This is a genomic window from Allosphingosinicella sp. (genome assembly GCF_036387615.1).
Classification (GTDB): Bacteria; Pseudomonadota; Alphaproteobacteria; order Sphingomonadales; family Sphingomonadaceae; genus Allosphingosinicella.
Genome location: NZ_DASVTH010000005.1, coordinates 1 through 12,490, shown reverse-complemented (window position 1 = coordinate 12,490; position 12,490 = coordinate 1). Strand labels below are relative to the sequence as shown.

Annotated in this window: 12 protein-coding genes, 1 tRNA gene and 1 pseudogene; 6 read left to right on the top strand and 8 right to left on the bottom strand. The window is 66.4% G+C overall.

The annotated features are described in order from the left end of the window. Window positions 1–30 precede the first annotated feature (30 nt). From gcvPA to VF631_RS00575, 4 genes are read left to right on the top strand one after another with little or no spacing between them, the layout of a single operon-like run. On the top strand, window positions 31–1,398 hold the full coding sequence (gene gcvPA / locus VF631_RS00590) for an aminomethyl-transferring glycine dehydrogenase subunit GcvPA (RefSeq protein WP_431848317.1): 1,368 nt from the start codon (window positions 31–33) through the stop codon (window positions 1,396–1,398). Next, window positions 1,395–2,966 (top strand): aminomethyl-transferring glycine dehydrogenase subunit GcvPB, encoded by a 1,572-nt coding sequence (gcvPB, locus tag VF631_RS00585; protein ID WP_431848316.1) that lies wholly within the window; start codon window positions 1,395–1,397, stop codon window positions 2,964–2,966. Before gcvPA ends, gcvPB begins: the two co-directional genes overlap by 4 nt. A gap of 15 nt (window positions 2,967–2,981) precedes the next feature. Beyond that, entirely contained in the window at window positions 2,982–3,620 is a 639-nt protein-coding gene (locus tag VF631_RS00580) for a TMEM175 family protein (protein ID WP_431848315.1), read from the top strand. Further along, on the top strand, window positions 3,617–4,207 hold the full coding sequence (locus VF631_RS00575; protein WP_431848314.1) for a DUF938 domain-containing protein: 591 nt from the start codon (window positions 3,617–3,619) through the stop codon (window positions 4,205–4,207). Before VF631_RS00580 ends, VF631_RS00575 begins: the two co-directional genes overlap by 4 nt. A 19-nt stretch (window positions 4,208–4,226) precedes the next feature. Here VF631_RS00575 and VF631_RS00570 read toward each other — a convergent pair whose 3' ends face one another. The 4 genes from VF631_RS00570 to folK all read right to left on the bottom strand — a co-directional run bounded on the left by VF631_RS00570 (window position 4,227) and on the right by folK (window position 5,762). Next, a complete protein-coding gene (locus VF631_RS00570; protein WP_431848313.1) occupies window positions 4,227–4,478 on the bottom strand; it encodes a hypothetical protein in 252 nt (83 codons plus the stop codon). A 52-nt stretch (window positions 4,479–4,530) separates the two neighbouring features. Continuing rightward, a complete protein-coding gene (locus tag VF631_RS00565) occupies window positions 4,531–5,160 on the bottom strand; it encodes a phosphatase PAP2 family protein (RefSeq protein ID WP_431848312.1) in 630 nt (209 codons plus the stop codon). Between the two features lie 21 nt (window positions 5,161–5,181). Then, a tRNA-Lys gene (locus VF631_RS00560) sits at window positions 5,182–5,257 on the bottom strand. Between the two features lie 13 nt (window positions 5,258–5,270). Further along, window positions 5,271–5,762 (bottom strand): 2-amino-4-hydroxy-6-hydroxymethyldihydropteridine diphosphokinase, encoded by a 492-nt coding sequence (folK, locus tag VF631_RS00555; protein ID WP_431848311.1) that lies wholly within the window; start codon window positions 5,760–5,762, stop codon window positions 5,271–5,273. Window positions 5,763–5,933: 171 nt separating this feature from the next. On the opposite strand from folK, the gene VF631_RS00550 reads away from it, so the two are divergent. Beyond that, complete coding sequence (locus VF631_RS00550) at window positions 5,934–6,599, top strand: uracil-DNA glycosylase (RefSeq protein WP_431848310.1); 666 nt, start codon at window positions 5,934–5,936, stop codon at window positions 6,597–6,599. Here VF631_RS00550 and aguB read toward each other — a convergent pair. Continuing rightward, on the bottom strand, window positions 6,582–7,430 hold the full coding sequence (gene aguB / locus VF631_RS00545) for an N-carbamoylputrescine amidase (protein ID WP_431848309.1): 849 nt from the start codon (window positions 7,428–7,430) through the stop codon (window positions 6,582–6,584). The two genes, VF631_RS00550 and aguB, sit on opposite strands and share 18 nt — an antisense overlap. Window positions 7,431–7,439: 9 nt before the next feature. Continuing rightward, a complete protein-coding gene (locus tag VF631_RS00540; RefSeq protein WP_431848308.1) occupies window positions 7,440–8,420 on the bottom strand; it encodes an agmatine deiminase family protein in 981 nt (326 codons plus the stop codon). A 96-nt stretch (window positions 8,421–8,516) separates the two neighbouring features. Here VF631_RS00540 and VF631_RS00535 point away from each other — a divergent pair, with 96 nt between their 5' ends. Continuing rightward, the gene (locus tag VF631_RS00535; protein ID WP_431848307.1) at window positions 8,517–10,478 is read left to right on the top strand and encodes an alpha/beta hydrolase family protein; all 1,962 of its coding nucleotides are present in this window, start codon (window positions 8,517–8,519) and stop codon (window positions 10,476–10,478) included. A gap of 59 nt (window positions 10,479–10,537) precedes the next feature. On the opposite strand, the gene VF631_RS00530 is transcribed toward VF631_RS00535, so the two are convergent. Further along, window positions 10,538–12,196 carry a M28 family peptidase gene (locus tag VF631_RS00530; RefSeq protein WP_431848306.1) on the bottom strand — a complete coding sequence of 553 codons (1,659 nt, stop codon included), beginning with the start codon at window positions 12,194–12,196 and terminating at the stop codon, window positions 10,538–10,540. A 151-nt stretch (window positions 12,197–12,347) separates the two neighbouring features. Continuing rightward, window positions 12,348–12,490: pseudogene (locus VF631_RS00525) on the bottom strand (30S ribosomal protein S4); the annotation flags it as partial.

Here is a 12,490-nt window from a genome sequence, read left to right as displayed (position 1 = left end):
GGCGATCACCTCCTCGGTTAGGAATACAACATGCGTTATCTCCCCCTTTCCGAGGTCGATCGGCATGACATGCTTCGAGCGGTCGGCGCGAACTCTGTCGACGAGCTCTTTTCGGACGTTCCCGAAGCGGCGCGGCTGTCCGGCACGATCGAGGGTCTCGCCGATCACGCCAGCGAACTTGCCGTCGAGCGGCAGCTCGGCGCGCTCGCCCGCAAGAATCTGGTCGCCGGCGAGGTGCCATTCTTCCTGGGTTGCGGCGCTTACAGGCACCACATCCCTGCCAGCGTCGATCACCTGATCCAGCGCGGCGAGTTCCTGACCAGCTACACGCCCTACCAGCCCGAAATCGCGCAAGGCACGCTGCAGGCTTTGTTCGAGTTCCAGACCCAGGTCGCTCGCCTGTACGGCTGCGATGTCGCCAACGCGTCGATGTACGACGGCTCGACCGCTTGCTGGGAGGCGATCGCGATGGCGCGGCGGGTCACGCGGCGCGGCACGGCGATCCTCTCGGCGGGGCTTCATCCGCACTATGTTGCGGTTGCCCAGACGATGGCGCGGTTCACCGGCGACACGCTTGATGTGGCGCTGCCGGAACTGACCGACGGTTCCCCCGGCGACGACATGCAGCGGTTGCTGGACGGGATCGACCGGGACACCAGCGCGGTCGTGGTCCAGTATCCAAACATTCTGGGCCATGTCGCGGACGTCGCCGAGCTTGCCGAGCGGGCGCATGCGGCGGGCGCGCTGCTCATCGCGGTCGTCACGGAGCCGGTCGCGCTCGGGCTGATCCGGAGCCCGGGCGAGATGGGCGCCGACATCGTCGTCGGCGAGGGCCAGGCGCTCGGGGTCGGGCTCAATTTCGGCGGCCCCTATGTCGGCCTGTTCGCCTGCCAGGAAAAGTTCGTCCGTCAGATGCCGGGCCGACTGTGCGGCGAGACGGTGGACGCGGACGGCGCCCGCGGCTTCGTGCTGACCCTGTCGACGCGCGAGCAGCATATCCGCCGCGAAAAAGCGACCTCGAACATCTGCACGAACAGCGGCCTGTGCGCGCTCGCCTTCACCATCCACATGACTTTGCTTGGCGAGAAGGGGCTTCGCGAGCTGGCCGAGCTCAATCACGCGAAAGCTGTCGCCGCGGCCGATCGGCTTGCCCGAGTGCCTGGCGTCGAACTGGTGAGCGGAGCCTTCTTCAACGAGTTCACGCTTCGCCTGCCCAAGGAAGCCCGGCCAGTCATCCGCGCGATGGCCGAGCGCGGGGTGCTCGGCGGAGTTTCGCTCGGTCGGCTCTACCCGGGGGCGGAGACGCTTCAGAACGGGCTTGTGGTGGCGGTCACCGAAACCGTCACAGACGAAGATGTCGAAGCGCTCGCAGGCGCGCTCGAGGAGGCGTTGGCATGAACATGAACCCAAGCGGATGGCGACCCGATCTGGGCGCCGCAACGACTGAGGGTTCCGCGCCCGCCACCTTCACCGGCAACCGCGCGCTCATGCTCGAAGAGCCGCTCATCTTCGAGTTGGGCGACACGCAAAGCACTGGCGTCGACGGGCCGGAGGGGCCCAAGGTGGCGAGCCGCCTCGGCGGGCTGGAACGCAACCGGCCGATCGGGCTGCCCGGCTTGTCCGAGCCGCAGACGGTGCGTCATTACACGCGCCTCAGCCGCCAGAATTATGCCATCGACCTCGGGCTGTTCCCGCTCGGCAGCTGCACGATGAAGCACAATCCGCGGCTGAACGAGAAGGTGGCGCGGATGCCCGGGTTTGCGGACATCCACCCGCTCCAGCCGGTCGACACAGTCCAGGGCGCGCTCGGGCTGATCGAGTTGCTGGGCGAATGGCTGGTTAAGCTCACCGGCATGCACTCGGTCGCGATGAGCCCCAAGGCGGGCGCGCATGGCGAGTTGTGCGGGCTGCTCGCGATCCGCTCGGCGCTGGAGGCGCGCGGTGACGCCCGTGAGGTGATCCTGGTGCCTGAGAGCGCCCACGGCACCAATCCGGCGACGGCAGCCTTCGCCGGCTACCGCGTCGAGAACATACCCGCCAACGAACGCGGCCGCGTCGATCTCGACGCGCTGAAGAGCCGGCTCGGGCCGGACGTTGCCGGCGTGATGATCACCAACCCGAACACCTGCGGCCTGTTTGAACCGGACATGACCGCTATCTCGGAAGCGGTCCACGCGGCCGGCGGGCTCGTCTATTGTGACGGCGCCAACTTCAACGCCATCGTGGGCCGGGTGCGGCCGGGCGATCTCGGCATCGACGCGATGCACATCAATCTGCACAAGACCTTCTCGACCCCGCATGGCGGCGGCGGGCCGGGATCAGGTCCGGTGGTCTTCTCGGAGGCTTTGACCGCGTTCGCGCCTTTGCCATTCGTCGAGCGGCAGGGCGACCGCTTCTGTCTTGTGGAGGAGGAGACCTCGGGCGAGCATCACGAGAGCAGCTTTGGCCGGATGACTGCCTTTCATGGCCAGATGGGCATGTTCACCCGCGCCATGGCCTACATCCTGAGCCACGGCGCAGATGGTCTGCGGCAGGTCTCCGGCGATGCCGTGCTGAACGCCAATTATGTACTTCGTCAGTTGGAGGACGTGCTCGATGCTCCCTTCGGGGCGAGCGGGCCTTGCATGCATGAGGCCCTGTTCAGCGACCGCGGCTTTGGCGGGGGGCTCAGCACGCTCGATCTCGCCAAAGGCCTGATCGACGAGGGCTTCCACCCGATGACCATGTATTTCCCGCTGGTCGTGCATGGCGCGATGCTGATCGAGCCGACGGAAACCGAGAGCAAGGCGGCGCTGGATCAGTTCATCGGGGCGATGCGCTCGATCGCGGAGCGCGCAAAGGCGGGCGACCAGTCGCTGAAGGGCGCGCCCCATAACGCGCCGCGCCGCCGCCTCGACGAGACGCTGGCGGCAAGAAAGCCGGTTTTGGTTTATCGGGAGCCGATCCAGGCCGAAGCGGCGGAGTGATCCAAGGGGGCAGACGTGACGCAACGGTACGACAATTTCACCGATGCCGCCTTCGCCTTTGCCGTCACGCTGCTGGTGATCGGCGGCACGGGAGCGCCCTCCAACTTCGGGCAGTTGGTTCGCGCGCTCGGCGACATCCCCGCCTTCGCAATCGGCTTTTCGATCATCGTGCTGTTCTGGCTCGGCCATGTTCGTTGGCGACGATTGCGCGGCGAAGGCGACATTCGCTCAATCTGGCTTACTTTGCTGCTCGTTTTCCTGGTTCTGATCTATGTTCAGCCGCTACGCGCGATGGCGGCCGCGGCGGGCATCTTCTTCACTGGGCAGGGAAGCGGCTTCCGCGGCGATTTAGCGGGAATGTTCGCGGTCTACGGCACCGGCTTCGTCGCAATGTCCTTTACGATGGCCGCGCTCTTCTCCGAGGCGTTGCGCGATCCTGACCTGGACAGAGCGGGCCGGGCAAGCGCGCTCGGGGAGCGGGCCGTCTGGCTTATCCTGGCAGTCACCGGGCTGATCTCGATCCTGATATCGACCACGCCCTATGGAGTGTGGGCGGCGATGGTCTACGCGACCCTGCCGATCAGCATCGGCCTGTTCAGCGCCCGCCACGACTGGACTGGCGAGCGGACTACGGCAACCCCGGTGGTCGAGTGAAGCGCAACGCTCCCGCTACCGAACGGAACCGCGACCCGATCGCGGCGGTGCTGCGCGAAGCGCTGCCGGCGCGGGGGCTCGTTCTGGAGGTCGCAAGCGGGACCGGGCAGCATGCGGCCTATTTCGCCCGGCTGTTCCCGGCGCTCGACTGGCAGCCGAGCGATCCTGACCCGGTTGCGCTGACCTCTATAGAGGCCTGGGCTGCCGACTCCAGCTTGCCCAACTTGCGCGAACCGATCGAGCTCGACGCGGCGGGAACATGGCCGATCGAGCGTGCCGAGGCCGTTTTGTGCATCAACATGGTCCATATCAGCTCATGGGCGGCGACGCTGGGTCTGCTGGCCGGCGCCGCCCGGCTGCTACCGCAAGGTGGGCCGCTAATCCTCTACGGACCTTATCGCGGAAGCGGCGTGGACACGGCAGAGAGCAACGAGGCGTTCGACCGCTCGCTCAAGGCTCGCAACCCGGCGTGGGGATTGCGAGACCTTGGCGAAGTGACCGCCGCTGCTGAAGCGCGAGGCCTCTTGCTTGAACGACTGGTCGAAATGCCGGCCAACAATCTGTCGCTGGTTTTCAGGGCAACCTGATTGCCGGCTGTTGACGAGTTCAGGTGGAGTTGCCCTGGTTGAACCTCGGCAGATTCGCCTGCTCCGGCTTGTCGCTGTCGCGGACGCGAGTGACGCTGCCGTCGCCGACTTCCTGCTTGAGCTCGTCGCGAGTGCCGATGTCCCGGCTGATATTGTGACCGGCCGAGCCGCCCTGCGAAGGCGCGCCCTCCATCGAATCGATCAGTTCGCTGTCATCGTGGCGCTTGGCGGTCTCGGCCCGCTCCTGGCCGCGGTTGTTCTCGTCGTGCATGAACTGGCTCCTTCGGGTGGAAGAATGAAGGAGGCGGGAGCCTGTTCCGCGGCTAGCGGACGGTTTCGGCCGCTTCGGCTTCCGGACGCGCGCTGGCGAGCCGGATGCAAAGCGCGACCCAGAACAAGGCAAAGGCCCAACCCCCGATTACGTCGCTCGGCCAGTGAACGCCCAGAACGAGGCGGCTGAGGCCGACCAGTAGCGCGAGGGTCAAGCCGATCACCACCGCCATGGTTCGGCGCCGCTGGACCACCGGGACGAGCAAGGCGATGGCGAGAAAGGTGATCATCGAGTTGGCGGCGTGGGCGCTTGGAAAGCCGAGCGATTCGGCCGGGGCGAGAAAGCCGGACGCGGGAGGACGCGGCGCGGCGATCAGCAGCTTCTGGAGTTCCACCAGCAATCGCCCGCCAAACAGGATGAACAGGAGCAGCGCGGCCCGCCGGCGGCGCTTGAAAGCCAGGGTGATGAAAGCGGCGAGGCCCGCCACCGTCAGGAAGATCCAGCCGCCGAGTTCGGTGAAGAGACGGGCGTTGCGGGCGAGGACCGGGCTCTCGCCGGCACGGAACCAGGCAAGCACCGCCGGGTCCCAGCCGCCTGCCGAGCCATTGGTCAGGAGCGCGAACAGCCACGCCAGAATGGCTGCGCTCGAGGCGATGGCGAAGCGGGCGCGGGCGAGTCTCATGTGGGGAGCAGCCGGTCGAATTGGTGGGCCCGCCGGGACTCGAACCCGGAACCTCTCGATTAAAAGTCGCTTGCTCTACCGATTGAGCTACGGGCCCGTGAGGCTGCCACCTAGGTGCCGGGGGAGCGAGGGTCAACCGGGCGGGGATGCGCCTGCCGGCTGAGCAGCTGGCGGACGGTCAGGCTCGTGACGGGGTCTCGCCAGAGCGGGGCCACCTCGGCGAGCGGCTCCAGCACGAAGCGGCGCTTTCGAAAGGCGGAATGCGGCACCTCGATCGCGCTGTCGCGCCAGCGTCCGCCCGACCAGAGGATGATGTCCAGGTCGAGTATGCGCGGACCCCAGCGCCGGCCCGGGCGCCGGCCGAACTCCGCTTCCACCGCCTTGAGCCGGGCAAGCAGGGCAGGGGGCGGCAGCTCGCTTCTGACGATCGCAACCGCATTGGCGAAGCTGCGCCCGGCCGGGCCGAGCGCGGGGGTGGCGCGAACCTGCGACAGCCGCTCCGACCCGATTGCCACGGCGGCGGCGCGCACGGCTGCGGCTGGCGATCCCCAGCGGCTCCGCCGGTTCGATCCGAGAGCGATGGCATAGGTTGTCCTTCCCATCAGGCTCCGACTAGGGCGGGTCACAACGAAACGAAACCGCTCATCCTGAGGAGGGACTGAGCCTGGCGAAGGCCCGTCTCGAAGGACGGGTGCCGTGCGGTCCTTCGAGACGCCGCTTCGACTTCGCTCAGCGGCTCCTCAGGATGAGCGTGGAATGGACGTCAGCGTGTCATGGTCTCTTCTCCCGTTCCCGACGTCGAGCCCCCGCGCGATTGCCCGCTCTGCCCGCGCCTGGTCGCCTTTCGGGAGGGGCTCAGGGCCGAGCATCCGGACTGGTGGAACGCGCCGGTGCCGGTGTTCGGCGATCCGGACGCGTGGCTCGGCATCGTCGGCCTTGCCCCCGGCATGCACGGCGCCAACCGGACCGGCCGCGCCTTTACGGGCGATCATGCCGGCATCCTGCTCTACGAGACCCTGCTCAGGTTCGGCCTTGCCGAGGGCCGGTACGAGCAGCGGGCGGACGACGAGTTGCGACTAAAGGGCGTCGCGATCATCAACTCGGTGCGCTGTCTGCCGCCGCAGAACAAGCCCACGCCGCAGGAAGCCGCGACTTGCCGCCGCTTCTACTCGGCTGCTCTGGAGGCGCTCCCAAAGGTCCGTATCCTCATCGCGCTCGGCGCAATCGCCCACGGCTCGGCGGTTCGGACCGCTGGGGGCATCCAGTCACGCTGCAAGTTCAGTCACCTAGCCGAGCACCGCCTCGCCGACGGCCGCATCCTCATCGATAGCTACCATTGCTCGCGCTACAATCAGAACACTGGCGTGCTTACCGCCGACATGTTCGAAGCCGTGTTCGCGCGGGCGCTGGAGCTACGCGGGTCAGAGGTCTTGAGCTAGACGCCCATATAGCTCCGGCCGACGGTCGCGGAAGAAGCCGAAAGCGGCGCGGTGGCGGCGCGCCTGAGCCAAGTCGAGGGTGGCGGTAAGGACGCCCGTCTCGGTCGCCCCAAACTCCGCCAGCATGTCGCCACGTTCGTCGCAGATGAAGCTGTGGCCGTAGAAGCGCTGGTCGCCTTCGATGCCGATCCGGTTGGCGGCGACCACCGGCACGACGTTGGATACGGCATGGCCGATCATGGCGCGGCGCCACATGCGGCTGGTGTCGAGGTCGGGATCGTGCGGCTCGGTCCCGATCGCGGTCGGGAAGAGCAGGATCTCGGCGCCTTCCAGCATCAGGGTGCGTGCCGTCTCGGGATACCATTGATCCCAGCACACGGCCGGGCCGACCGTGCCGTAGGCCGTGCGGAAGGTCTTGAAGCCGGTATTGCCGGGCCGGAAGTAGAATTTCTCCGAATAGCCGGGGCCGTCCGGAATGTGGCTTTTGCGATAGACGCCCATGATCGCGCCGGCATCGTCGATCATCGCGAGGCTGTTATAATGATGATGCCCGTCGGCTTCGAAGAAGCTGGTCGGGATGTAGACCTTGAGCTCCGCGGCGAGCGACTGCATCGCCTGCACCGCGGGATGATCGGGGGCGGGCAGGGCGCGGCCGAAATGCGCCTCGTCCTGGGTGCGGCAGAAATAATGCCCTTCGAACAACTCGGGCGGGAGGATGAGCTTGGCGCCGTCGCCCGCGGCCTCGCGCACGAGTTCGGAGACGGCGGCGATATTCTCCCCGACATCGTCGCTGAACGCGAGCTGCAGTGCGGCGACTGTGACTTGTGACATGATCTTCCTTCAGGCCGGCATCTGCTGGCTGATGCAGTGGAAGCTGCCGCCCCCGGTCAGCACGTGATCCGCCCTGATCCCGATCGCGCGCCGGTCCGGGAACAAGGCCCCAATCGCTCCCACCGCCGCATCGTCGTTCGCCGCTCCATAGACCGGTACGACCACCGCCGCATTGCCGATGTAGAAGTTCATGTAGGAAGCCGGGACGATCTCGCCATCCCGCTCCACCCGGCCGGGCGAGGGAAGAGGGACCACCTCCAGCCCGAACGCCTCGGCGCGGGCTCGTGCGTCCACATAGATGGCCGCGTTCGGGTCCTCGGGTCCGGCCGGCTCAGGGACGGCGAGGCGGCCCTCGCCGACAAAGCGGGCGAGGTTGTCGACATGCCCGTCCGTGTGGTCGTTGAGCAGCCCTTCGCCCAGCCACAGGATACGGCTTGCGCCGAGATCCTCATGGAGACGCGCCTCCACGCCATGGCGGTCGAGGCCGGGATTTCGGTTGGGATTGAGCAGGCACTGCTCGGTGGTGACGAGGAGCCCCGTTCCGTCGGCGTCGATCGCGCCGCCTTCCAATATCCAGTCGTGCCGGACCGCCTCCAGATCAGCCGTCTCGGCAAGACGAAGCCCGATCGTGTCGTCACCCTCGAGGTCGTATTTGCCGCCCCAACCGTTGAAGCGGAAGTTGGCCGCCGTGAGCAGCCCGCGCGCTTTCAGGATGATTGGACCGGTGTCGCGCAGCCAGATGTCCCCAAACATCTCCTGCACCACCCTCGCCCACGGCGCCATCGCCTGAGCAGCCCTGGCCGAAGCAGGATCGGCCGCGACTAGTCGCACCTCTTCGCCTGCGCCATCGGCATGGACCGCGCGCGCAAATGCGATCACTTCCTCCCGCGCCGGATTGAGATCGCCCTCCCACAGGTCGGCATGGCTCGGAAAACCGATCCAAATCCACCGGTGGAGCGCCCATTCAGGCGGCTGGCTTCCTCTGCTCATCGTCGACGGCCTTTGCAGGACGGGCTCTCCCGCGCAAGCTGGCGCTCGCTTGCAAACCGGGCAACAATTGGGCGCTAAGTACTTGGAGGGGGAACAATGTTTGCACGTTTTCTGGCGGGCGCCTCGGCATGGGCGTTGCTGGGCGGGATGGCCGCGCCTGCGGGTGATCCTGCGGACATATTCGGGGCGCGCGAAAGCGTCGAGCAGATCAGCTTGTCCCCCGACGGGACGAAAGTGGCTTACCTAGCCCCGCTCGCGGGCCAGGGATCGGCCGTCTACACCGTCAGCCTTGCCGGTGGCGAGCCGAAGCTTGCTGCCTCCGTCGATGGCAAGCCACAGCGGCTGGACCGTTGCTACTGGGTCTCGAACGACCGCCTCGCCTGCCGGGTGCATGCGGTGCTGAAGGTCGAAGAGGTGACGCCCGTTTCCCGGATGGTGGCGTTCGATGCCGACGGCAAGAACTTCAAGCTGCTGAGCCAGCAGGACAGTGTCGATCAGCGGTACGCCAACCTTTATGGCGGCGGGATTGTCGATCTGCTCCCGGCAGAGGACGGCGCGCTGCTTATGGATCGCTGGTTCGTGCCTGATTCATCGAGCACGAGGCTGAGCAAGAAGCAGGAGGGCTACGGCGTGGTGCGGGTCGATACCCGCACGCTCGCCACCAGAGTTGTCGAGGATCCAACTCGCCACGGCGTGGAGTATCTCTCCGACGGGACCGGCCGCGTGCGCATCATGGGCACGCAACCGCCGGCGGGTGCGACCGGCTATGCGGGCCAGAAGGTCGTCTACTTCTACCGCCCGACAGGATCAGATCGCTGGCAGCCGTTCAGCGAGTATGACGTGCTCGGTGGGACGGGGCTCAATCCCTACGCGATCGATCCCAAGCTCAACGCAGCCTATGCGCTGAAAAAAGAAGGCGGGCGCCAGGCGCTTTATCGCGTCGCACTGGACGGCTCGATGCGCCAAGAGCCAGTGTTCGCTCATCCTCAGGTCGATGTCGATGAGGTGCTGCGGATCGGCCGCACCCGCCGGCCGGTCGGCGCGGGGTTTGCGACCGAGAAGCGCGAAGCCGTGTTCTTCGATCCCGAGCTCAAGAAGCTTTCCGCCGCGCTCGCCAAGAGCCTGCCCAACCTGCCGCTGATCCGTTTCGTCGACGCCAGCGTGGACGAGAACAAGCTGTTGCTTTGGGCCGGCAGCGACACCGATCCCGGGCGCTACTTCATCTACGACAAAGCCGCACGCCAGCTGAGCGAGGTGCTAGCCGTGCGGCCGCAACTGGAAGGCGTCGCGCTTGCGCCGGTCAAGGCGGTGAGCGTCCGGGCGGCGGACGGAACGGCGATCCCGGCCTACCTCACGCTCCCGGCGAACCGGCCGAGCAAAGGCTTGCCGGCTATCGTCATGCCCCATGGGGGGCCGAGCGCGCGCGACGAGTGGGGCTTCGACTGGCTTGCCCAGTTTTTCGCCGCCAAAGGCTATGCGGTGCTGCAGCCGAACTACCGGGGCTCGTCCGGATATGGCGATGCCTGGTTCCAGAAGAACGGCTTCCAATCGTGGCAGATGGCGATCGGAGACGTCAACGATGCGGGGCGATGGCTGGTGGCGGAGGGGATCGCCGACGCGGCCAAGCTGGCCAGCGTGGGCTGGTCCTACGGCGGTTATGCAGCGCTCCAATCCGGCGTCGCCGACCCCGATCTGTTCAAGGCCGTGGTGGCGATCGCCCCGGTTACCGACCTGCCATTGCTGAAGGAGGAGTCGCGGGGCTGGGCAAACCATATGATCGCTGGGAGGTTCATCGGTTCCGGCCCGCACCTCAGCGCAGGATCCCCAGCGCAGAACGCAGCTCGCATCAAGGCGCCGGTGCTGCTCTTTCATGGCGACCTCGACCGCAATGTCGGCATCGGCCAATCCCGCCGCATGGCCGACGAGCTGCGCGATTCGGGCAAGAAGGCTGAGTTGGTGGTCTACCCTCGGCTCGATCATTACCTGGAAGACAGCGCCGCCCGCGCCGACATGCTGCGGCGGAGCGACGCATTCTTGCGGGCCTCGTTGAAGCTCTAAGAGACCGCCCCGTTTCGGCTAGGCGGGAGAGACTATCGCAATAGATCAGGGCGGTGCCGCTATCCGGTGGCACCGCTGCGCGAACGGTCGCGGATCGCGCGGAACTCGTCGCCTGGCGCCCACTTCGGCCAGGCGTCGCTTTGGGCTAGAGCACGGCCGACCGCATAGTAGACCTGCGCGTCGCGGAGAGCGCCCGACCAATCCCAGCCTGGATTGAATTCGTCGGCTGGGCCGTGATAGCGATTCTTCTCGTAATCTTCCGCGTAGGCCGCTCCGGCGGCTTTGCCGCCCTTCACCAGATCGTCGCCGCCGTCGAAGTACAGCATCGGCACGCCGTACTTGGCGAAACTGAAATGGTCGGAGCGGTAGTAGAAGCCCTTTTCCGGGGTCGGCTCGGCCGTGGCAACGCGGCCCTGAGCCGCCAGCGCCCGTTCCAGAAAGCCGTCGAGCTCGGACTTGCCTTTGCCGACCACCACCACGTTGCGGGCGGGCGGAGCGAGTTGCATGGCGTCGATGTTGACGCCTCCGACCGTCCTGGCGTGCGGGAAAACGGGATTGCTGCCGTAGTAGGCGCTGCCGAGCAGACCTGATTCCTCGGCGGTGACAGCGAGAAAAACCTGTGTTCGCGGCGTCGGCCCGGCCTTTGCGTTGGCTTGGGCTAGCGCGACCAAAGCTGCCGTCCCGGTCGCATTGTCGATCGCGCCGTTGCAGATGTCGTCACCATCCGGCGCCTTCTCGCAGCGCCCGAGATGATCCCAATGGGCGGTGTAGAGGACATATTCGTCGGCCCGGCTCGTGCCGGGCAAGATGCCGATGACATTCTTGGAGGAGTGCTTCCGGACATTCATGTCAAAGCTCACCGACGCTTTGACGCCGCCGAGCGGGACGGCCTTGAAGCCTTTCACCTTCGCTGCGGCGGCGAGGCGGGCGAAATCCTGGCCCCCGCTGGCGAACAGCGCCCTGGCCTGGTCGAGCCCGATCCAGCCCACCGCCTGGCTGTGATCCATGTGGCCGTTTGCGGCGTCCGCGACCTGCTGCGCGCCGGTCCAGCTCGACTGGACGACGTTCCAGCCATAAGCGGCGGGCTCGGTCTGGTGGACGATCAAAGCCGCGGCCGCGCCTTGGCGCGCAGCTTCCTCATATTTGTAGGTCCAGCGGCCGTAATAGGTCATGGCGCGGCCGCCGAATGGGCCCTCGAGGTTCTTCGTCTCCCAGTCGGGATCGTTGATCAGGATGACGACCGTCTTTCCCTTCACGTCGAGGCCCGCATAGTCGTTCCAGCCGCGCTCGGGCGCATTGATGCCATAGCCGACGAACACGACTTCGCTGTCCTTGAGGTCGATGCGCGGCGTCACGCGATTGGTGCCGACCACCATCTGCGGTCCGTAGGCGAGGCTCAGCGGAGCCTTGCCGCCAGTGAAGCTGAGCGGGCTCACATTCTGGGCGGTGAGCTCGACGAGCGGCACATCCTGGAACCAGCTGCCCTCATTCCCCGGTTTCAGCCCGGCCGCCTGGAACCGCTCGACCAGATAAGCGAGCGTCTTCGCCTCGCCCGGCGAGCCCGGCTCGCGCCCTTCGAATTCGTCGGAGGACAGTCGCTCCGTCACCGTCCTGAGGGTATCCAGCGAGATGACCGGGTTGGCAGATGCGCTGGCTGCTGACTCTCCCTTGTCGGCCGCGCCGCAGGCGGCGAGCATCAGAGCAATACCGAAACTCATGAATGTCCGAACGGACATAAGCCACTCTCCTCAAGGGGTGGCGTTCTGTGGCAGCAAGGTATTGGGCGTGCAAGCACCGCGCAGGAGCCTGCCGAGACGAAAAAGGCGGCCCCACAGGAGCCGCCTCTTTGCTTGACCAGGCAGGCAGAACTTAGCGCGAGTAGAACTCGACCACCAGGTTCGGCTCCATCTTCACCGGATAGGGCACTTCGTCGAGCGTCGGCACGCGGGTGAAGGTAACCTTCGCCGCGCCGTCAGGGACGACGTAATCTGGGATGTCGCGCTCGGCGAGGC

Bases quoted from the DNA above. Each gene is read 5' to 3' on its own strand.
- gcvPB (WP_431848316.1), top strand. From the start codon at position 1,395: ATGAACATGAACCCAAGCGGATGGCGACCCGATCTGGGCGCCGCAACG.
- VF631_RS00530 (WP_431848306.1), bottom strand. From the start codon at position 12,196: ATGAGTTTCGGTATTGCTCTGATGCTCGCCGCCTGCGGCGCGGCCGAC.
- aguB (WP_431848309.1), bottom strand. From the start codon at position 7,430: ATGTCACAAGTCACAGTCGCCGCACTGCAGCTCGCGTTCAGCGACGAT.
- VF631_RS00550 (WP_431848310.1), top strand. From the start codon at position 5,934: ATGGTCTCTTCTCCCGTTCCCGACGTCGAGCCCCCGCGCGATTGCCCG.
- VF631_RS00565 (WP_431848312.1), bottom strand. From the start codon at position 5,160: ATGAGACTCGCCCGCGCCCGCTTCGCCATCGCCTCGAGCGCAGCCATT.
- gcvPA (WP_431848317.1), top strand. From the start codon at position 31: ATGCGTTATCTCCCCCTTTCCGAGGTCGATCGGCATGACATGCTTCGA.
- folK (WP_431848311.1), bottom strand. From the start codon at position 5,762: ATGGGAAGGACAACCTATGCCATCGCTCTCGGATCGAACCGGCGGAGC.
- VF631_RS00570 (WP_431848313.1), bottom strand. From the start codon at position 4,478: ATGCACGACGAGAACAACCGCGGCCAGGAGCGGGCCGAGACCGCCAAG.
- VF631_RS00535 (WP_431848307.1), top strand. From the start codon at position 8,517: ATGTTTGCACGTTTTCTGGCGGGCGCCTCGGCATGGGCGTTGCTGGGC.
- VF631_RS00540 (WP_431848308.1), bottom strand. From the start codon at position 8,420: ATGAGCAGAGGAAGCCAGCCGCCTGAATGGGCGCTCCACCGGTGGATT.